This window comes from Streptomyces sp. NBC_00377 (assembly GCF_036075115.1).
Lineage (GTDB): Bacteria > Actinomycetota > Actinomycetes > Streptomycetales > Streptomycetaceae > Streptomyces.
Map to the genome: position 1 here is coordinate 7,115,714 of NZ_CP107958.1, position 18,774 is coordinate 7,134,487.

General features: G+C 72.3%; 19 protein-coding genes. 12 read left to right on the forward strand and 7 right to left on the reverse strand.

What is annotated here, in order from left to right:
* Window positions 1-124 precede the first annotated feature (124 nt).
* Window positions 125-481: a hypothetical protein gene (locus tag OHS71_RS31600; RefSeq protein ID WP_328482731.1), complete on the forward strand. Its 357-nt coding sequence runs from the start codon at window positions 125-127 to the stop codon at window positions 479-481.
* On the opposite strand, the gene OHS71_RS31605 is transcribed toward OHS71_RS31600, so the two are convergent.
* On the reverse strand, window positions 462-1,151 hold the full coding sequence (locus OHS71_RS31605; RefSeq protein ID WP_328482732.1) for a FadR/GntR family transcriptional regulator: 690 nt from the start codon (window positions 1,149-1,151) through the stop codon (window positions 462-464). The genes OHS71_RS31600 and OHS71_RS31605 overlap by 20 nt on opposite strands.
* Before the next feature lie 82 nt (window positions 1,152-1,233).
* Here OHS71_RS31605 and OHS71_RS31610 point away from each other — a divergent pair, with 82 nt between their 5' ends.
* From OHS71_RS31610 to OHS71_RS31625, 4 genes are all read left to right on the forward strand, one after another.
* Complete coding sequence (locus OHS71_RS31610) at window positions 1,234-2,778, forward strand: CynX/NimT family MFS transporter (protein ID WP_328482733.1); 1,545 nt, start codon at window positions 1,234-1,236, stop codon at window positions 2,776-2,778.
* 43 nt (window positions 2,779-2,821) lie between these two features.
* Window positions 2,822-2,938 carry an SGM_5486 family transporter-associated protein gene (locus OHS71_RS31615; protein ID WP_267926429.1) on the forward strand — a complete coding sequence of 39 codons (117 nt, stop codon included), beginning with the start codon at window positions 2,822-2,824 and terminating at the stop codon, window positions 2,936-2,938.
* Window positions 2,939-3,147: 209 nt separating this feature from the next.
* Window positions 3,148-3,354 carry a hypothetical protein gene (locus OHS71_RS31620; protein ID WP_328482734.1) on the forward strand — a complete coding sequence of 69 codons (207 nt, stop codon included), beginning with the start codon at window positions 3,148-3,150 and terminating at the stop codon, window positions 3,352-3,354.
* 79 nt (window positions 3,355-3,433) lie between these two features.
* Complete coding sequence (locus OHS71_RS31625; RefSeq protein ID WP_328482735.1) at window positions 3,434-3,952, forward strand: SixA phosphatase family protein; 519 nt, start codon at window positions 3,434-3,436, stop codon at window positions 3,950-3,952.
* Window positions 3,953-4,222: 270 nt separating this feature from the next.
* On the opposite strand, the gene serB is transcribed toward OHS71_RS31625, so the two are convergent.
* Together serB and OHS71_RS31635 are read right to left on the reverse strand one after the other, a co-directional pair.
* A complete protein-coding gene (gene serB / locus OHS71_RS31630; RefSeq protein ID WP_328482736.1) occupies window positions 4,223-5,437 on the reverse strand; it encodes a phosphoserine phosphatase SerB in 1,215 nt (404 codons plus the stop codon).
* A gap of 130 nt (window positions 5,438-5,567) precedes the next feature.
* Window positions 5,568-7,550, reverse strand: coding sequence for a streptophobe family protein (locus OHS71_RS31635; RefSeq protein ID WP_328482737.1), 1,983 nt, complete (start codon window positions 7,548-7,550; stop codon window positions 5,568-5,570).
* Window positions 7,551-7,795: 245 nt separating this feature from the next.
* Between OHS71_RS31635 and OHS71_RS31640 the strand changes: the two genes are divergently transcribed.
* A complete protein-coding gene (locus OHS71_RS31640) occupies window positions 7,796-10,321 on the forward strand; it encodes an ABC transporter ATP-binding protein/permease (RefSeq protein ID WP_328482738.1) in 2,526 nt (841 codons plus the stop codon).
* A gap of 114 nt (window positions 10,322-10,435) precedes the next feature.
* Here OHS71_RS31640 and OHS71_RS31645 read toward each other — a convergent pair whose 3' ends face one another.
* The 3 genes from OHS71_RS31645 to OHS71_RS31655 all read right to left on the reverse strand — a co-directional run bounded on the left by OHS71_RS31645 (window position 10,436) and on the right by OHS71_RS31655 (window position 13,377).
* On the reverse strand, window positions 10,436-11,242 hold the full coding sequence (locus OHS71_RS31645) for a transglycosylase SLT domain-containing protein (protein ID WP_328482739.1): 807 nt from the start codon (window positions 11,240-11,242) through the stop codon (window positions 10,436-10,438).
* 330 nt (window positions 11,243-11,572) lie between these two features.
* Window positions 11,573-12,682, reverse strand: a complete 1,110-nt coding sequence (locus OHS71_RS31650) for an S-adenosylmethionine:tRNA ribosyltransferase-isomerase (RefSeq protein WP_328482740.1) — start codon at window positions 12,680-12,682, stop codon at window positions 11,573-11,575.
* Entirely contained in the window at window positions 12,679-13,377 is a 699-nt protein-coding gene (locus OHS71_RS31655) for an SDR family NAD(P)-dependent oxidoreductase (RefSeq protein WP_328482741.1), read from the reverse strand. Before OHS71_RS31655 ends, OHS71_RS31650 begins: the two co-directional genes overlap by 4 nt.
* A gap of 241 nt (window positions 13,378-13,618) precedes the next feature.
* Between OHS71_RS31655 and OHS71_RS31660 the strand changes: the two genes are divergently transcribed.
* The 4 genes from OHS71_RS31660 to OHS71_RS31675 all read left to right on the forward strand — a co-directional run bounded on the left by OHS71_RS31660 (window position 13,619) and on the right by OHS71_RS31675 (window position 16,266).
* A complete protein-coding gene (locus tag OHS71_RS31660; protein ID WP_328482742.1) occupies window positions 13,619-14,764 on the forward strand; it encodes a GAF domain-containing sensor histidine kinase in 1,146 nt (381 codons plus the stop codon).
* Window positions 14,757-15,398: a response regulator transcription factor gene (locus OHS71_RS31665; RefSeq protein ID WP_328482743.1), complete on the forward strand. Its 642-nt coding sequence runs from the start codon at window positions 14,757-14,759 to the stop codon at window positions 15,396-15,398. Before OHS71_RS31660 ends, OHS71_RS31665 begins: the two co-directional genes overlap by 8 nt.
* A gap of 189 nt (window positions 15,399-15,587) precedes the next feature.
* Window positions 15,588-15,833 (forward strand): chaplin, encoded by a 246-nt coding sequence (locus tag OHS71_RS31670; protein ID WP_328482744.1) that lies wholly within the window; start codon window positions 15,588-15,590, stop codon window positions 15,831-15,833.
* A gap of 193 nt (window positions 15,834-16,026) precedes the next feature.
* The gene (locus OHS71_RS31675; protein ID WP_328482745.1) at window positions 16,027-16,266 is read left to right on the forward strand and encodes a chaplin; all 240 of its coding nucleotides are present in this window, start codon (window positions 16,027-16,029) and stop codon (window positions 16,264-16,266) included.
* 176 nt (window positions 16,267-16,442) lie between these two features.
* On the opposite strand, the gene OHS71_RS31680 is transcribed toward OHS71_RS31675, so the two are convergent.
* A complete protein-coding gene (locus tag OHS71_RS31680) occupies window positions 16,443-17,231 on the reverse strand; it encodes a hypothetical protein (protein ID WP_328482746.1) in 789 nt (262 codons plus the stop codon).
* Window positions 17,232-17,383: 152 nt separating this feature from the next.
* On the opposite strand from OHS71_RS31680, the gene OHS71_RS31685 reads away from it, so the two are divergent.
* Window positions 17,384-18,181, forward strand: a complete 798-nt coding sequence (locus tag OHS71_RS31685; protein WP_328482747.1) for an ABC transporter ATP-binding protein — start codon at window positions 17,384-17,386, stop codon at window positions 18,179-18,181.
* A gap of 53 nt (window positions 18,182-18,234) precedes the next feature.
* Complete coding sequence (locus OHS71_RS31690; RefSeq protein WP_328482748.1) at window positions 18,235-18,666, forward strand: NfeD family protein; 432 nt, start codon at window positions 18,235-18,237, stop codon at window positions 18,664-18,666.
* The last annotated feature ends 108 nt before the right edge of the window (window positions 18,667-18,774 follow it).

Sequence of the window (18,774 nt, forward strand, 5' to 3'; positions counted from 1 at the left end):
GCGGGGAGCGGGGCGTCACCCGTTCGGCTCACCCGGCCGGGCGGGGGAGTGCCGCGGGGAGGCAGTCTGAAGTGCGGGTTCCTTACCGCGCTTTCCTCCCCAGCACGGCCGAGGAGGTCCCCTTGTGCGCCTGTCTCGCAGCCTGGCCCCAGTGACCGTCGCCGTCTGTCTCGTCCTGTCGCTGCCGTACGACGCGATGCCGCACGCACGCGTGGCGGCCCGGCCAGCCATCGCCGCGCCGGCCGAGGAACCCTTCGGCGCGGAGTGCCGCACCGAGGTCCGCGGCTCCCGTGTCGTCGCCTACTGCCACAACCCCTACGCCGACACCGACCGCGTCCGTCTGCACATCGAGTGCGACCGCTGGTGGGACCTCGACACCGACGGCACCCCTGCCGACGTGGGCCCCGCCCGGACGGTCCGGCTCACCGGCCGCTGCTGGAAGGAGGTCCGCTCGGCGTGGATCAGTCACCGGAAGGGGTGAACCGCCCGGGGCGGCACACCAGCGGATAGCCGGCCGCCTCGACGGCGGCGGCCTCCGCGTCGCCCGCGCGGATCGCGTCCACCAGCCGCGTGTGGTCCATGTACGTCTCCGGCGTGAGCTCGTCGCCGACGTCCTCGCGCAGCCAGTCCCGCAGCACCTCGCCGAGGTCCGCGTACATCGCCGTCATGACGTCGTTGTGGGAGGCCGCCACCACCGCCAGGTGGAAGGTCGCGTCCGCCGTCACGAACGTCTCGGCGTCACCCGACTCCCATGCCTCCTCGCGCCGCAGGAGGAGCGCGTCCAGCTGCTTGAGGTCCTTCTCCGTGCGGCGTCCGGCAGCGAGCTTCGCCGCGCTCGACTCCAGCGTGGAGCGCAGCTCGGCGATGTGCCCCGGATCGGCGTCGGCGAAGCGGCGGTGCATGACGCCCGCCAGCTCGCTGGTCGCCACGACATACGTGCCCGAGCCCTGCCTGATGTCCAGCAGCCCGTTGTGCGCGAGCGCGCGGACGGCCTCGCGGACCGTGTTCCGGGCGACTCCCAGCTGTTCGACCAGCTCGGGCTCCGTGGGGATACGCGCGCCGACCGGCCATTCGCCCGAGGTGATCTGGTTGCGCAGCGCGGCGATGACCTGCTCGGACAGTGCCGAACGGCGGGGATGGCTCAGTGGCATGGCACACCTTCGCACGGGCGGGGCGGTCGAGGGGGACCAGGGGATGGACAACCAATCATCCCATGATTCTATGATGGGTGGCATGGCGAGCGAGCAGACCCGGACGAAGACATCCCCGCCCCCGCGCCCTCCGCAAGAGGGTGAGCCGCCCCGAACGGCCACGCGCGCGGGGCGCCGGGGCGCACGGCTGCTCGTCGTCGGCATCGTGCTGGCCGCCCTCAACCTCCGGCCCGGCATCACGAGCCTCGGCGCCCTCCTCGAAGAGGTCCGTGACGGGCTCGGCATGAGCGGCAGCGTGGCCGGGCTCCTCACGTCCGTGCCCCCGCTCTGCTTCGCCGTCTTCGGCGTCACGGCGCCCCGGCTGGCCCGCCGCTTCGGGCCGGGCGCGGTGGTGTGCGCCGGCATGGCCGCCATCGCGGCGGGACTGCTGCTGCGCCCGTACGCGGGCGGCACGGCCGGGTTCCTCGCCGCCAGTGCCCTCGCCCTCATGGGCATCGCCGTCAGCAACGTCCTGATGCCGGTCATCGTCAAGCGCCACTTCCCCGACCGGGTCGGCTCCATGACCGGCCTGTACTCGATGGCCCTCGCCCTCGGCACCTCCACCGCCGCGGCGATCACCGTGCCCATGACCGAGGCGCTGGGCGGCAGTTGGCGGACCGGGCTCGCTCTGTGGGCGGCCTTGGCGGCCGCGGCCGTCCTGCCCTGGGTGCCGCTCGCCCGCAATCGTGGGACGGGGACCGCAGCCGACGGCGGCGCGGGCCCGGCGGGGGAGCGACGGACGGCACGGGAGCAAGGGACTGCGGGGGAGCAACGCAAGCAGGACCCGCAGCGTGCCGAGCCCGCCCCGCAGGGCCCCGAGCCCTCCCCGCCGGCCCACGGCCCGGGCCGGCAGCCCCACGCGCGGGTTCCGCAGGCGGACCCGGTTGTCCCGCAGCCCCCCGGGTCCCACGCGCGCGTGCCGCAGCCCGACGCGTCCGCCCCGCAGTCCCACGCCGCTGCACCGCAACCCCACGCGCGCATGCCGCAGCCGTCGGCGGCCCCGCTGCGCGTCACCCGCAGCCGGACCGCCTGGGCGCTCGCCGTCTTCTTCGGCCTCCAGGCCACCGCCGCGTACATCACCATGGGCTGGATGCCGCAGATCTTCCGGGACGCCGGGGTACCCGCGAGCACGGCCGGGCTGCTCCTCGCACTGACGATGGCCATGGGGGTGCCGCTGGCCTTCGTCATCCCGCGCGTCGCCGCGAGGCTGCCGCACCAGGGCCCGATCGTGGTTGCGCTGGGCGGCTGCGGCCTCGTCGGATACGCCGGCCTGTACCTCGCGCCGTCCGGCGGCGCCTGGGCCTGGGCCCTGCTGCTCGGCATCGCCAACTGCGCCTTCCCGCTGGCTCTCACGATGGTCGGGATGCGCGCCAGGACCGGCCCGGGAGTGGCGCAGCTGTCGGCGTTCGCACAGAGCACCGGCTACCTGATCTCCATCCCCGGGCCGCTGCTGGTCGGGGTGCTCTACCAGCACAGCGGCGGCTGGGGACTGCCCCTCGCGCTCATGGCGGCCCTGATGGTCCCGCAGACGGTCGTGGGCGTCCTGGCGGGCCGTGACCGCACGGTCGAGGAGGAAGCCGCCCGCTGACCCCGGGAGGACCGCCGCGAGGGCGGGGTGGGAGACTTGCCGTATGCCAGTGCTCGATCCGAACCCGCGCAACGGCCAGAAGAAGATGCTGCTCGTCTTCGGCTCGTTCCTCGCCATCTTCGTCGTCATCGCCGTGATCGCGACCATCGCCTCTCCCTGACGGGCCGGCCGTGACGACCCTGCCGAGCCCCTCGGCTCAGGGCCGGGGGTAGGGCTGGCACCCCCTCCCCTAGGGGGCCAGGGTCAGGGTCAAGTGGGTGGCTCTCCGGATGGGTTGGGGGCCGCCGATTACGTAACTTCGAGGGGTGACCGCGGCGCGCGGCTCACCTGCCGAGGTCCACGGACCACTCGAAGTCAGCGGAGGCACCCATGTCGGCCCCTACGCACACCCGGCCCCACCCGGCCGTCCAGGGCGGCGTCGACTCGCGGCTGCCCTGGTGGGCCCTCGCCCTGCCGATGCTCGCCTTCACCGTGCTGTTCGTGCTGATCCTGAACCCGGCCGACGCCCAGGCGGCCACCGGAGACCCGGCGATCACCCATCTCGTCGAGCGGGTGCAGCAGCTGGTCACACGCTAGGGCGAAGCCCGGGACCGCTGGTGAGGCCGCATGTCAACTCCCTGCGCCCCATGGCCTGTTTCATGCGAAGCTGGGACTCATGAGCGTCGCTGAACCCCGCAGGATCGTCCTCTTCCGCCATGCGAAAGCCGACTGGCCACAGGTGACCGACCATGAGCGTCCGCTCGCTGAGCGGGGCCGAAAGGACGCCGCCGTCGCCGGACGCAGACTGGCCGACACCGGCATCCCCATCGACCTGGCCCTCTGCTCCACCTCGACCCGCACGCGCGAGACATGGAAGCTCGCCGTGCAGGAGTTCCCGCAGCGGCCGAAAACCGTCTACGAGGAGCGGATCTACGAGGCCTCGCCCGGTGAGCTGATCGCCCTGCTCAACGAAACCCCCGACGACGTGCGCGACGTCGTCCTGATCGGCCACAACCCGGGCATCCAGGGCCTCGCCGACATCCTGTCCGGACAGGCCGAGGGCGACGCGGGCGAGCGGATGCAGCGCCGCGGCTTCCCGGCGGCGGCCTTCGCCGTCCTCACCCACGACGGTTCCTGGAAGTCCCTGGAACCGGGCGTGGCCACGCTGCGCGACTACTGGGCGCCCGAGGAGTAACCACCCGGCACGCGAGAGGGCCCGGCACCGCGACGGCGCCGGGCCCTGTCCATGATGTCGGTGTGCCCCGGCGCCTGTGGGCGCAGGTGACCCGTGGCTGCGTCCCGGTGCCCGGCCATCCGCCCGTGAGGGCGTCCCGGTCCCAAGGCATCCGCCTGCCAGGGTGCCCCGGTCCCCGGGCGTCCCGGTCCAACAGGGCATCCGCCTGCGCGGGTGTCCCGGTCCCCGGGCGTCCCCGTGTCAGGGCGTCCGGTACGGCCGTCGCCGGTGCTACCGCTCGTCGTGCGTCTCGGCGGCCTCGACCTCTTCGCGGGTGATCCCGAGCAGATACAGGACGGTGTCCAGGAACGGCACGTTCACCGCCGTGTGCGCCGCCTCGCGCACGACCGGCTTGGCGTTGAAGGCGACCCCGAGTCCGGCCGCGTTCAGCATGTCGAGGTCGTTGGCGCCGTCGCCGATCGCCACGGTCTGGGAGAGCGGTACGCCCGCCTCCGCGGCGAACCGGCGCAGCAGCCGCGCCTTGCCCGCACGGTCCACGATCTCGCCGGTGACCCGGCCGGTCAGCCTGCCGTCGACGATCTCCAGCGTGTTGGCCTGGGCGAAGTCCAGCCCGAGACGTTCCTGAAGGTCGTCGGTGACCTGGGTGAAGCCGCCGGAGACGACCCCCACCTGGTACCCGAGCCGCTTCAGCGTCCGGATCAGCGTGCGCGCCCCCGGCGTAAGCCGCACCTCGGTGCGGACCTTGTCCACGACCGAGGCGTCCAGCCCCGCCAGCAGCGCCACACGCGCGTGCAGCGACTGCTCGAAGTCGAGCTCACCGCGCATCGCGGCCGCCGTCACCTCGGCGACCTCGTCCTCGCAGCCGGCGTGCGCGGCGAAGAGCTCGATCACCTCGTCCTGGATCAGCGTGGAGTCGACGTCCATGACCACGAGCCGCTGGGCCCGCCGGTACAGGCCGGCGTCGACCACCGCGACGTCCACCCCCAGCGCCGCAGCGTCCGTGACCAGGGCGGTGCGCAGCGGCTCGGTCTCCACCCCGGAAACGGCGAACTCCACGGCGGTCACGGGGTATTTGGCGAGCCGGAAGATGCGGTCGATGTTCCCGCCGGCCTTGGTGATCTTCGCGGCGACCGCCGCCGTGGCCTCCGCGGTGAGCGGATGCCCGAGCACGGTGACCAGGGACCTGCCGAGGCCTCGCGGCCGGTTGTCACCGATACCGGAGATGATCTCGGCCTGCATCTTCATCGACTCGGCCCAGCTGTGGACCGTCGACCGCAGCTCGCCCTCCAGACCGGAGGACGGCTCGGTGACCAGGGCGCACAGCACCATCCGGCCTCGGGTCACGACCTGCTCGATGTCGACCACGTCGACGGAGAAGGCGGCGAGGGTGTCGAAGAGGCCGGCCGTGATGCCAGGCCGGTCCTTGCCGAAGATCTTGACAAGGAGCGTGGGGACGTCGGAGGACGAAGTCTGCGAAGCGCTCATGGTGTACCCACCGTATCCGGCACTCCGTGCCGCCCGCCGCCGAGGTCCGCCTGACGGACGGGTAACAGTGGAAGTCAGCGAGGTGGCGTGCACCTGGACGGCCGGTCTCGGGTTCAGCGGCGGGGGCCTCTCATCGGGACCCCCCGGGCGCTTTGGGCCCCCTCGGAGGGGCGGGCGGAGGCGGTGGCGGGGGCGGTGGGCCCTCCTCCGGGCCGGGCGGCGGTCGTTCCCCGGCGCGCGGCCCGGGCCGCGGGGCGGCGGGCCGGCGCGGTGAACGGGGCGGCGGCCCCATCGGCCGTACCACCGTCGGGGCGCCGTAGACGTCGTCCGGTCCCGGCGGCACGGCGGGAAGCCGCCCGCCACCCCGCCGGACCGCCGGCGGGGCACCCGACGGCGGCTCGCTCCGCCGGGAGCTCTCGTACGGCCTCGACGGCCCGGCCCCGTCGCCACCTGCCCGATCGGGCCGGGCGTCCTGAACGTCCCGCCCCTCCCGCAACTCCTCCGGCACCCGCAGGTAGGGGTTGGTCGCCGGGTTCGGCGGACGGTACGAGGGCGCCCCCGGTCCGTACGGCCCCGCCCGTCCGCCCGGGGGACCCGACGGCCCGCGGCCCCCGCCGGGGCCCGCCGCGCCGCCCCCCGCGTCACCCCGTGCCGGCGGTGCCGTCCGCCGTCCCGCGGCCCCCGTGGCCCAGGCCGACAGCGCACCGACGGCCCCTGCCCCCGCGCCCCACACGGCGCCCAGCAGCAGCGCCACACCGAGGTGCCCGCGCAGCTCGATCCCGGCCCCGAAGGCGTCGAACCCCAGCACGGACAGCGAGGCGTCCACGGACACGTTCGTCAGCCAGGCGATCAGCGGCAACGCCAGTCCCGTCGCCATCCCCAACCGCAGGGCGCAGCGCCCCACGAACCCGGCCACACCGACCCCGCGCCCGCCCGGTCCCGCCCCGGCGACCGACCCCGATCCCGCGCCCGCTCCCGAGGCCGGCGGAAATACCGGCGCCACCGGTGTCCGCACGGCCGTCAGCACCCCCGCGAGCAGCATCATCAGCGCCGCCGCCACGCCCAGCAGCCACACCCGTCCGTCCAGCCCCGCGAGGCGGTGCAGGGTCACCGACTGTTCGGTTCCGGCGCTCAGCAGATCGTCCAGGGGGTCCGGGAGGACGCCGGTCAGCGCGCCCGTCGCCCGTCCGTCCCACGGGACGAACAGACCGATCGGGATGCCCAGCCAGACCCCGTTCGGCGCGCCGAGCAGCGCCGCCCCCGTGATCCGCCTCGGGTGGTCGTCGCCGATCGCCGCGTACGCCGCCGCCGCGAACCCGGCCGCCACGGCCACCAGCAGCACGGTCACGACGGCGGACACCGCGGGCCTCACCACGCGGTGCACCGCCTCCCAGCCGGGCGGCAGCGGAGTGCGCCGCGAGGCCAGCAGGGCGATCAGCAGGATGCCGAGCGACCAGCCGAGACCACCGAGCAGCGTGGGTGCCGTGTCGACGGTGAAACCGACCGCGGCCTTCGCGTCGACGAGGTCGCCGAGCCGGTCGGGCAGCAGTCCGCCGATGTCCCCCAGGCCCGGGACCTCCAGTCCGCCACCGCCCCCGCCGCCCCCACCGGGCAGGTCGTCCAGTCCCAGCGCGCCCCCGTCCAGTGTGATGACGTCGTGCCCCGCCCAGGCCAGCCCGCCCAGCATCGCCACGTACAGCGCCACCACCGCGCCCACGCGCGCGAGGAGTTCGGCGGGGGCGATCACCGCTCCGGCCCCGCGCAGCGACCGCAGGAAGAACCACGACAGCAGCAGCGCGCCGACCAGGCTCACCCCCAGTGGCGTGATCTCGATGGCGGTGTTCGCCTCCGCGCCCGTGAGCCCGAAAGCGGACACGTCACCCGACGGAGTCACCGAACCCCCGGCGCCCAGCGCCACCACCGCTGCGGTCATCGGCCCCAACGAGCCCGCGGAGTCCGCCTCCAGCAGGTGCAGCCCCAGCGCCGCCGTACCCGCCATCCCGATCAACGCCCAGCTCACCGCGGCGATCGCGGCCAGCAGCACGTCCGTCCACGGCACGCCCCTGCCGCGCGCCACGCTCCCACTGCCTTCGACACCCGTACCGGCACTCATGCAGACCCCCCGATCCGCGGCGCGCGGCGGCGAAGATCGCCGCTTCCGTCCCCCTCGCGTGCTTTACCACTCTCCGGGCCGGTTTCAACCCCGTCAACGGGAACGGCCGATACGCTCGCACCCGCTCCGCACAAGGCCCGACTTTCGGTCAGGGGGCCGCTACTGAAATAGTTCCCCCCGATGTTCGACATCCCTAGACTCCCCGTTGATGGGGCTGCATCGGGGGACAACTCAGTGGGGCTGGAGTGCCGGAACTCGTACTGGAATTGAACGGACGCACCTGGACGCTCGATCCGTCCAGGCAATACACCCTCGGACGTGATCCGCAGGGGGACATCGTCTTCGACGACGCCAGGGTCTCCTGGCGCCATGCCACCGTCAGCTTCAACGGGCGCAGTTGGGTCGTCGAGGACCACGGGAGCACCAACGGCACGTTCACGCAGGGGCAGCGGATCCACCAGCTGGACATCGGTCCCGGCACGGCGCTGCACCTGGGCAACGCGACCGACGGACCGCGGGTGAACGTCTCGGGAGCGCAGGCGCCCGCCGCGCAGCCCCAGCAGCAGCCGTACGCCGCGCAGGCCGCGAACCCGGGCTGGGCCCAGCAGGCCCCGCAACCGCAGTCGCCGCAGGCCGGCTGGCAGCCGCCGCAGCAGGGCGCGCCGCACGTCCCGCAGCAGCAGGGGCCGGGCGAGCCGTATGTGCAGAAGGTGCCCGGCGGAGGCGCGGGGGCGCCGCCGGTCTACGGAGACCGCAGCCCGACCACGTTCCACCAGTTCTCCCTCGGCCGGGTGATGCGCATCGGCCGTGCCCTCGAGAACGAGCTGGTCGTCTCCGACCTCCAGGTCTCGCGTCACCACGCCGAGTTCCACTCGACGCCCGACGGCCGGATGGAGATCCGGGACCTCGGCTCGCACAACGGCACCTACGTCAACGGCCAGCCGATCCCCAAGGGCGGCTCGGTCCAGCTGGGGCCCACCGACGTCGTCGGCGTCGGCCACTCGACGTTCCGGATCGTCGCGGACCGGCTCGAGGAGTTCGTCGACACCGGTGAGGTCTCCTTCTCGGCCCGCCACCTGACCGTCACGGTCGACGGCGGCAAGCAGATCCTCAAGGACGTCTCCTTCGGCGTCCCGGAGAAGTCACTGATCGCGGTCATCGGACCGTCGGGTTCCGGCAAGTCGACCCTGCTCAAGGCGCTCACCGGCTACCGGCCCGCCAACCAGGGCGACGTCCTCTACGACAACCGGAACCTGTACAAGCAGTTCGCTGAGCTGCGTCAGCGCATCGGCCTGGTTCCGCAGGACGACATCCTGCACAAGGAACTGACCGTCAAGAAGGCCCTGAAGTACGCGGCCAAGCTCCGCTTCCCGGCCGACACCACGGCCGCCGAGCGTGACGCCCGCATAGACGAGGTGCTGCGCGAGCTGAAGCTGGACATCCACAAGGAGAAGAAGGTCACCTCCCTCTCCGGTGGCCAGCGCAAGCGCGTCTCGGTGGCCCTGGAACTGCTCACCAAGCCGTCGTTGATCTTCCTGGACGAGCCGACCTCCGGCCTCGACCCGGGCATGGACCGCGATGTGATGCAGTTGCTGCGCGGCCTCGCCGACGACGGCCGCACGGTCCTGGTCGTCACCCACTCGGTGGCCGAACTCGCGATCTGCGACAAGCTGCTGGTGATGGCTCCGGGCGGTGCCGTCGCCTACTTCGGCCCGCCCGAGGAGGCGCTGAACTTCTTCGGCTACGACACCTGGGCCGATGTCTTCTCCGCCTTCGAGAACTACCGCGACTACGACTGGGCGGGCCGCTGGAAGGGCTCGCAGCACTACCAGATGTACGCCGCGGACATCGACGCCATCGCGCCGCAGTCCGTACAGATGCCGCCGATGCAGGCGATGAAGCCGCCGAAGCCGCAGGGCTGGATGTCCCAGTTCGTCACGCTGGTGCGCCGCTACGCCTCGGTGATCGCCTCCGACAAGGGCTTCCTGGCCCTGACGGTGATCCTGCCGGCCGTCCTCGGCGCGGTGAGCCTGCTCATCGACTCCGGCAACAGCCTGCTGCCCAACCCGGTCAACCCGAAGACCGGCCGGATCATCCCCAACGGCACGGCCACCACCGTCCTGCTGATCCTCGCGGTCGGCGCCTGCTTCGCGGGCGCGGCCAACTCGGTCCGCGAGCTGATCAAGGAACGGGTCATCTACGAGCGGGAACGTGCCACCGGTCTGTCCCGCTCCGCGTACCTGATGTCCAAGGTGTTCGTGCTCGGCGTGGTCACCCTGCTCCAGGGCCTGATGGTCGGCGTCATCGGCTTCGCGAGCCGGGAGATCCCGAAGGAGGGCCTGGTCCTCGGCAGTGCCACCATGTTCGAGCTCTCCATCCCGATCATGGCGCTGGGCTTCACGTCGATGATGTTCGGACTGGTCATCTCGTCGCTGGTGAAGACGGCCGAGAAGACCATGCCGCTGCTGGTGATGTTCGCGATCATCCAGGTCGTCTTCACCGGCTGCCTGTTCACCCTGAACGGCGCGGTCGGCGTCAACGAGTTCTCGTATCTGATGCCCTCGCGCTGGGCGGTCGCCGCCGCGGGCGCCACGCTGGACTTCAACAAGATCAGCCCGCCCAAGGACGGCGGTGCGACGGACCCGCTGTGGGAGCACAGTGTCGGAGTCTGGGGCCTGGACATGGCCGCGCTGATCGTCCTCGGTGTGATCTGCGGCTTCTTCGTGGCCCGCTTCCTGCGCCGCCACGAGCCCGAGGTCATGCGCAAGTAGTCCCTTCGCCGTACGCCGATGGGCGGCACCCCTGGTACGGGGTGCCGCCCATCGGCGTACGGAGAGCGCTCGGCGCGCGGTCGCTCGGTACGCGGTCGCTCGGTACAGGATCGCTCAGTACGCGCTGTCGACGTTGTCGATCGTGCCGTACTTGTCGGCCGCGTAGTTCGCCGCGGCGGTGATGTTGGCGATCGGGTCGTAGATGTTCCAGGACGTCCCGGCGACGTGGTACGCGGCGAAGGTCGGCGGGATCACCTGGAGCAGGCCCTTGGAGGGGATGCCGTTGATGGCGTTGATGTCCCAGTTGTTGATCGCCTTCGGGTTGCCCGAGGACTCCCGGATGATGTTGCGGTGCAGGCCGCTGTAGGAGCCCGGGATGCCCTTGGACTTCATGATGGCCAGGGAATGCTTGATCCAGCCGTCGAGGTTGTTGGCGTAGCGCTTGACGGTGACCTGCTTGACCGCGGCGCGCTTGGCGGAGCGGCTCGCCGCCTCCTTGGCCTTGTGCGCGGCGGCGGCCTTGTGCGCGGCGGCCGCCTTGTGCGCGGCGGCGGACTTCTTGGCGGCGGCCTTGTGTGCGGCGGCGGCCTTCTTGGCGGCGGCCTTGTGCGCGGCGGCGGCCTTGTGCGCGGCGGCCGCCTTGTGCGCGGCGGCGGACTTCGCGGCGGTGGACTTCGCGGCGGCCGCGGCCGCCTTCTTCTTCGCCTCGATGGCGTCGATCTTCACGCTCTTCGCTGCCAGCTGGTCGGTCACGTCGGCCTTGACGTTCTGCACCGGCGCGGAGCTGTAGGCGACCCGGGCCGAGGAGACGGCGTCCGTAGTGGTCGTCTGCGCGTCGGCCGGCACCACGGAGAAGGCGAGGGCGGCGGCACCGAGCGTGGCTGCACCGGCGATCGCGATCTTGTGAGTGTTCTTGGGCATGCGGAAGGACCTCTTCGAATAGCGCGGAGGTCGCTCTCTTCGTCCGACGTCGGACAGCGGGTGCTTTCGGCACGAGCGCCGGAGGTGAACCCGCGGCGCTGAGCGACGTGAGCCATTCTTAGCGGCCGCAAAAAGGGCAGGCAAAGGTGTGACGTACGATCCTCGATAGTGGATCGGGGAAGGGCAAATCGGGACAGATAGAACCATCTGCCCCGTTCACCGCGTCCCCTTTGACTCCTATTGCCCGTAGTACGTGATCCGCGCCCTATGTGCGGGCTCACACGGTCGCCACCCCGTTCTCACGGATAGTTGCCCGAGCAATGCTCTGTGTCAGGACTCGTCGGGCGGCAGGAGGAGGTGCACGTCCCCGAACTCGTGCCACAGGTAGCGCCCTTCCAGCGCCGCGCCGTACCCACGGTCGATCGCGTCCCCTCCCGCCACCGCCTCCAGCATCAGCAGATGCGAGGCCTCCGGCTCGTGCAGCCCGGTCAGCAGCCCGTCCACCGCCCGCACTCCACGCTCGGGAGTGACGACGAGATCCGTCCAGCCCGCACACGCGCGTACGACGCCGCCGGCCCCGGCCGCCGACTCCACGGCCCGTACAGCGGTGGTCCCCACCGCGATCACCCGCCCGCTCGCCCGCCCGCCACCGGTACCCCGCACGGCATTGATCAGCCGGGCCGACGCCTCGGGCACCGCGAACCGCTCCGGATACGGCGGCTCGTGCACCTCCGCCGAGGCGACCCCGGTGTGCAGCGTGATCGGCGCGAACTGCACCCCCCGGCTGACCAGCTCCGCCACCAGCCCCGGAGTGAAGGGCCGCGCCGCACTCGGCATCTCCGCACTGCCCGCACCATCGGCCGAGGGCAGAGCGAACACCGTCTGGTACACGGACAGCGGCTGGTCCCGCTCGGTGTAGGAGTAACGGATGGGCCGCCCGTACGCCCGCAGCAGCCCCGGCACCGCCCCGGCCGGAGACACCCGGGCCCACCACAGCCGCCCGCTCCCCGGACTCAGCGGCTCCTCCGGCACCAGCCGCACACCACCGGCCAGCCGCACCTCGGACCCCACGGGCCCTCCGGCACGCGCGCGTGTGGTGCCGCTGCCGTCCGGATCACGCAGTTCGACCGCCCACCGTCCGTCGTCACCGCGCGTGGAGAAGTGCACCACCACACGCGCGTGCCCGACCCGTCCGTCCACGGCCGCCGCCAGCGTCGGCGAGGTGTTCACCACGAGCAGGTCCCCGGCCCGCAACAGCCCCGGCAGCTCCCGGAACCCGTGATGCGCCACCTCCGTCCCCCGCGACACCAGCAGCCGTACGTCGTCCCGGTCCCGCCCCGGCTCGCGCTGCTCGGCCGGCACCCGCGCCGACAGCTCCGCGGGCACCTTCCACCGCCCCCGGCTGCGCGCGTGCCCGAACACCCCCGTGGCCGGCGTCATCGCCCTTCCTCCAGCAGCGCCGTAGCCGTGTACCGCCCGCTCGCCGGACGCGCGTCCAGCAGCCGCAGGAAGGCCGGCGCCACCCCGGCCGGATCCGGCCGGGGACCGTGGTCGTCCGGTACGGCGGCCGCGTACAGGTCCGTGGCCATGTCCCCGGGATCCACCGCCCACACCCTCAGCCCCGGCTCCTCCTCACCGAGCACCGCCGCGAGATGGTCCAGGGCCGCCTTGGACGCCCCGTAGCCGCCCCAGGTCCCGTACGCCTCGGCGGCCGCGTCGGAGCTGACGGTGATCACCGAGCCCGCCCGCGCCCCGCGCAGCAGCGGCAGCGCCTCCTGGACGAGCCCCAGCGCCGCCACGACGTTCACCTCCAGCGCCCGTCGCAGCCCGTCCAGGGGCAGTTCCGCCAGCCGTACCAGCGGCTCGGCGCCCAGCGCGCTCGCGTTGTTCACCACCAGGTCGCAGCCCCCGAGCCCCCGCGCGGCCGCCACCAGCTCGGCCCGGTGCGCCGCATCCGTGACGTCCCCCGGGCGGGCCTCGACCCGCGTCCCGTGCGAGGCCACGGCCGCCGCCGTCTCCTTCAGCGGCTCCGGGGTCCTGGCGTCGAGCACCAGATCCCACCCCCGCGCGGCCAGCGCCCCGGCCAACGCCCGCCCCAGCCCCTTCGAGGCTCCCGTGATGATCGCTACCGGCATGACAACCGTCCCCTCGTCCGATCCGCCGCCGTCCGGCGGTGATCCCAACCTAGGAACGGGCTCGTGCCCGCCGCCTCGGACGCGGGACGCAAGCCGGGAGGGCCCTTCGTCCTACGCCCGCACACCCGGCCCCTCGCCCTGAGCCGCCGTACCGGGGACCTCCGACCTAGGACTTCCGCCCCGGTCCACGGCCGTCACAGGTCCGATCCGCGCTGTCACACCCCGCCGGTACCGTGAGGACATGAGTCAAGGCCCCCGGTCCGGCCTCGCCGCGGTCAGCACCGCGCTGCTGGCCATGAGCAGGCACCTCGAGGTCCGTGACGTCCTCAAGACGATCGTCGCCTCCGCCCGCGAACTGCTGGACGCGCAGTACGCCGCCCTCGGCGTCCCCGACGACCACGGCGGCTTCGCCCAGTTCGTCGTCGACGGCGTCAGCGAGGAGCAGTGGAAGGCCATCGGCCCGCTGCCGCGCCAGCACGGCATCCTGGCGTCGATGCTCCAGGAGGCCCGCTTCGAGCGGCTGGCCGACGTGCGCCAGGACCCCCGCTTCGAGGGCTGGCCGTCCGCGCACCCCGAGATGTCCGACTTCCTGGGCCTGCCCGTCCGCGACGGCGACGAGGTCATCGCCGCCCTGTTCCTGGCCAACAAGAACTGCGCCAGGCCCGAGGGCGGCTGCGGCTTCACCGAGGACGACGAGGAGCTGCTCTCGATCCTCGCGCAGCACGCCGCCATCGCCCTCACCAACGCCCGCCTGTACGAGCGCAGCCGCGAACTGACCATCGCCGAGGAACGCTCCCGGCTGGCCCATGAACTGCACGACGCGGTCAGCCAGAAGCTGTTCTCCCTGCGCCTGACGGCTCAGGCCGCCGCCGCTCTCGTCGACCGCGACCCCGCGCGCGCCAAGGACGAACTGCAGCAGGTCGCCGCGCTCGCCGCAGAGGCCGCCGACGAACTGCGTGCCGCCGTCGTGGAGCTGCGCCCCGCCGCCCTCGACGAGGACGGACTCGTGGCCACCCTGCGCACCCACATCCAGGTGCTGGACCGCGCCCACACCGCGCGCGTGACCTTCACCGGTCAAGGCGTCCGAGCGCTGCCCGCAGCCCAGGAGGAAGCCCTGCTGCGGGTCGCGCAGGAGGCCCTGCACAACGCGCTGCGGCACTCCGGTGCGCAACGCGTCGAGGTGACCCTCGGCAGACGCGGCCCCGACACGTTTCTGCGTGTCACCGACGACGGCGGCGGCTTCGACCCGACGACGGTCCGCCGGGCCGGCCGTCACCTCGGTCTGGTCTCGATGCGGGACCGGGCGAGCGGTGTCGGCGGCAGACTCACCGTGCGCTCGGCGCCCGGCGAGGGCACCACGATCGAGATGGAGGCTCCCGGTGGCTGACGCAATCAAGGTGCTGCTCGTCGACGACCACCAGGTCGTCCGCCGGGGCCTGCGCACCTTTCTCGAGGTGCAGGACGACATCGAGGTCGTCGGCGAGGCCGCCGAGGGCGCCGAAGGGGTCGCCCTCGCCGAGGAGCTCAAGCCCGACGTGGTCCTGATGGACGTCAAGATGCCCGGCATGGACGGGGTCGAGGCCCTGCGCAGACTCCGTGAACTGGACAACCCCGCGCGCGTGCTGATCGTCACCAGCTTCACCGAGCAGCGCACCGTGGTCCCTGCCCTGCGCGCCGGCGCCGCCGGGTACGTCTACAAGGACGTGGATCCCGATGCCCTGGCCGGCGCCATCCGCTCGGTCCACGCCGGCCACATCCTGCTCCAGCCCGAGGTCGCCGTCGCGCTCCTCTCCCAGGAGGAGGGCAACTCGGGTCAGGGCAGAGGCGGCGCGCTCACCGAACGGGAGCGCGAGGTGCTCGGCCTGATAGCGGACGGCCGTTCCAACCGCGAGATCGCCCGCGCCCTGGTGCTGTCGGAGAAGACCGTCAAGACTCACGTCTCGAACATCCTGATGAAGCTGGACCTCGCGGACCGCACACAGGCCGCGCTGTGGGCCGTACGCCATGGTCTGACCCGCTGAAACACGCTCCGGCGCACCACCGGCAGCGTCGCGGGGCGCTCCGGCCGGGCAACGCGGAAGGTTAACTTCCGATCCGAGATTCATACCGTCGTGGGAATGTCCCCCGGATGGCGCAACCTTCGTGGCCCGCCGCCGTTCTCCAGTGCGTGCCGCGGCGACTGCCGCGGCGATCGCTAGGAGGGCTCAGAAGTGAAGAACCTGAAGAAGGCAGCGGCCGTGACGATGGTGGCCGGTGGGCTGATGGCCGCAGGTGCCGGCATGGCCTCCGCCGCCGACGGCGCCACGGCCCTCGGCGAGGCCAAGGGCTCGCCGGGCGTCGTCTCGGGCAACCTCGTCCAGGCCCCGGTGGACGTCCCGGTCAACGTGGTCGGCAACAGCGTGAACGTCGTCGGCGTGCTGAACCCGGCCTTCGGCAACCTGGGCCTCAACCACTGAGGTCCGGTTCGCACCCTCGGTGACCCCCGGCCTCCCCTCGGCCCCCACCGGGGGAGGCCGGTCTGCTTGTCGCTCCAATGATCCGAACGAGGTGTCTTCCCGGCAGCCCCCGCACCGCCCCGAGCACTGCCGCGTTGGGCAGCGCACGACCCGCGGCCGGGTCGGACACGCAACCGCAGGAGGAACGCTTCTCATGAACATCGCCAAAAAGGCCGCCGTGGCCCTCACCGTCGCCGGTATCGCCGCGGGCGCCTCGGCCGGTGCCGCCGTCGCCGACGCGGGCGCCGAGGGCGCGGCCGTGAAGTCGCCGGGCGTCGTGTCCGGCAACGTCGTCCAGGTGCCGGTACATGTCCCGGTCAACCTCTGTGGCAACACGATCAACGTGGTCGGCCTGCTGAACCCGGCGTTCGGCAACACCTGCGTCAACAACTGATCCCGAAGCAGCACCACGGAGGGGCCCACCCGTCGACGACGACGCGTGGGCCCCTCCGCGCGCCGGAGAATCAGCCCGTCCGGCCTTGAGGACAAGGCCCTTTCAGGGCCGAAGAGGGCTGGGGGCCCAGCCCCCGCAGACGCTCGCTCCGCCTCACGCCGACCAAGAAGCCCCCCTCACCGAACCCCCCGCTCCCGCTCCTCCACAACGGAGTTGTACGCGGCGACCAGAGCCCGCCGAGCCGTCCGCTCCACCGGCCGCAACGCCTCCGCACGCACCACCATCTCCGCCGAGCTCACCGCACCCCCGGGCCCGTTCTCCCGGGCCAGGGACACCAGCAGCCCGACCCGCTGCGCCAGCTCCAGCACCCGCACCGCCCGAGGCGGATACCCGGGCGCCAGCACCTCCCGCCCCTGTTCGGCCCGCGCCCGGTACGCGTCGATCGCCGCCTCCGCCGCCGGCCCCGACCCTGCCAGGTCCAGCCGTGACAGCACGGCCGTGGCGTCCCGCAGCGCCTCCGCCAGTTCCCGCTCCGCCTCGCCCAACGACGGCACATCGGCCGGCGGAGCCTCCCGCACCGGCAGGCAGTGCCACACGACCTCGACATGCACATCACCGTCGGGCCCCGCCTCGTACACCTCGGGCACGAGCCCGTACCCGGCGCCGTGGCAGACCACCGCTTCCTCCGCCTCCAGCGCCCGCTTGTTGAACTCCGGCGGTCCGCTCAGCCCCAGCGGATGCCCCGGAGCAGGCAGCGCCACCCGCAGTCCGTTCACTCCGAGCGCCCGCAGCCGACCCAGCGCGAGCGTGAGTCCGACCGGCGCGGCCTCGCCGGGCAACCCCTCCACCCGGTGCACGGCGTCCTCACCGACGACGGCGATCACGGCGTCGTCCGGCGAGACAATTCCGGCCAACAAGGCATTTCCCCAAGCGGCGAGGCGACCAGAGCGCGGTTCCGAGAACATGCCTCCACCCTAAGGACCGGACCGATGGAACGGGCCGCCCGACCGGTGGCGTAGATTTTCCCGGAGAGCCGCGCCCACCCACGCGCGGCGGACCGAGCCACCGGCGCCCGCGACAACCGACCGGCCGCACTGCAAGGGGAGACAACGCGCTCATGAGCGATGTTCTGGAGCTTCAGGACGTATCCGTGGTCCGTGAGGGCCGGGCTCTGGTGGACCAGGTCTCCTGGTCGGTCAAGGAGGGCGAGCGCTGGGTCATCCTCGGTCCCAACGGGGCCGGCAAGACGACCCTCCTGAACATCGCCTCCACCTACCTCTTCCCCAGCGCGGGCACCGTCTCCATCCTCGGCGAGACCCTCGGCAGGCCCGGCACCGACGTCTTCGAGCTGCGCCCGCGCGTCGGCATGGCCGGCATCGCCCTCGCCGACAAGCTCCCCAAGCGGCAGACCGTCCTCCAGACCGTGCTGACCGCCGCGTACGGCATGACGGCCGGCTGGCAGGAGGAGTACGAGGACGTCGACGAGCAGCGCGCCCGCGCCTTCCTCGACCGCCTCGGCATGAGCGACTATCTCGAACGGAAGTTCGGCACCCTCTCCGAGGGCGAGCGCAAGCGCACCCTCATCGCCCGCGCCCTGATGACCGACCCCGAGCTGCTGCTCCTCGACGAGCCCGCCGCCGGCCTGGACCTCGGCGGCCGGGAGGACCTCGTCCGCCGCCTCGGCCGCCTCGCGCGCGACCCCATCGCCCCCTCGATGATCATGGTGACCCACCATGTCGAGGAGATCGCCCCCGGCTTCACCCACGTCCTCATGATCCGCCAGGGCAAGGTCCTCGCCGCCGGCCCGGTCGAACTCGAGCTCACCTCCCGCAACCTCTCGCTCTGCTTCGGCCTCCCGCTCGTCGTGGAACAGGTCGGCGAGCGCTGGACGGCACAGGGCCTCCCGATGGCCTGACCGCTCCCCGTGCGCCCTGTCCCCGGCAGGACATGCGGCTCTACCATGACGGTGTGAACGACATCGACGCGTGGGTGTGGTGGCTCGTCGGCGCGGCAGCGCTCGGTATCCCCCTCGTGGTGACCGCGATGCCCGAGTTCGGCATGCTCGCGGTCGGCGCGGTGGCCGCCGCCGTCGCGGCAGGTCTGGGCTTCGGCGCCGTTGCCCAGGTGCTCGTCTTCATCGTCGTCTCCGTCGCCCTGATCGCCGTGGTACGCCCGATCGCGACCCGGCACAGCAGACAGCGTCCGCAACTCGCCACCGGCATCGACGCGTTGAAGGGCAAACAGGCCGTCGTGCTGGAGCGGGTCGACGCCTCGGGCGGCCGTATCAAACTCGCCGGAGAGGTCTGGTCGGCGCGCGCACTCGACACCGATCGCGCCTACGACGTGGGCCAGGAAGTCGACGTCGTGGACATCGAGGGGGCCACGGCGATCGTCATCTGACCTTGTACAACTCCCGCACCACGCAAGTGAACAGAACACCTCCCGAGCCGTACGACGGTCTGTCACACTCGACCAGCAAGATCTTCAACAGGCATAAGATCTTCCGAA

Excerpts from the sequence above, each read along its gene's own strand:
- OHS71_RS31650 (WP_328482740.1), bottom strand. The coding sequence starts at position 12,682 with ATGACGCCGGCCACGGGGGTGTTCGGGCACGCGCGCAGCCGGGGGCGG.
- OHS71_RS31675 (WP_328482745.1), top strand. The coding sequence starts at position 16,027 with ATGAACATCGCCAAAAAGGCCGCCGTGGCCCTCACCGTCGCCGGTATC.
- OHS71_RS31610 (WP_328482733.1), top strand. The coding sequence starts at position 1,234 with ATGGCGAGCGAGCAGACCCGGACGAAGACATCCCCGCCCCCGCGCCCT.
- OHS71_RS31625 (WP_328482735.1), top strand. The coding sequence starts at position 3,434 with ATGAGCGTCGCTGAACCCCGCAGGATCGTCCTCTTCCGCCATGCGAAA.
- OHS71_RS31685 (WP_328482747.1), top strand. The coding sequence starts at position 17,384 with ATGAGCGATGTTCTGGAGCTTCAGGACGTATCCGTGGTCCGTGAGGGC.
- OHS71_RS31615 (WP_267926429.1), top strand. The coding sequence starts at position 2,822 with ATGCCAGTGCTCGATCCGAACCCGCGCAACGGCCAGAAGAAGATGCTG.
- OHS71_RS31645 (WP_328482739.1), bottom strand. The coding sequence starts at position 11,242 with ATGCCCAAGAACACTCACAAGATCGCGATCGCCGGTGCAGCCACGCTC.
- OHS71_RS31620 (WP_328482734.1), top strand. The coding sequence starts at position 3,148 with ATGTCGGCCCCTACGCACACCCGGCCCCACCCGGCCGTCCAGGGCGGC.
- OHS71_RS31655 (WP_328482741.1), bottom strand. The coding sequence starts at position 13,377 with ATGCCGGTAGCGATCATCACGGGAGCCTCGAAGGGGCTGGGGCGGGCG.
- serB (WP_328482736.1), bottom strand. The coding sequence starts at position 5,437 with ATGAGCGCTTCGCAGACTTCGTCCTCCGACGTCCCCACGCTCCTTGTC.
- OHS71_RS31605 (WP_328482732.1), bottom strand. The coding sequence starts at position 1,151 with ATGCCACTGAGCCATCCCCGCCGTTCGGCACTGTCCGAGCAGGTCATC.
- OHS71_RS31660 (WP_328482742.1), top strand. The coding sequence starts at position 13,619 with ATGAGTCAAGGCCCCCGGTCCGGCCTCGCCGCGGTCAGCACCGCGCTG.
- OHS71_RS31635 (WP_328482737.1), bottom strand. The coding sequence starts at position 7,550 with ATGAGTGCCGGTACGGGTGTCGAAGGCAGTGGGAGCGTGGCGCGCGGC.
- OHS71_RS31680 (WP_328482746.1), bottom strand. The coding sequence starts at position 17,231 with ATGTTCTCGGAACCGCGCTCTGGTCGCCTCGCCGCTTGGGGAAATGCC.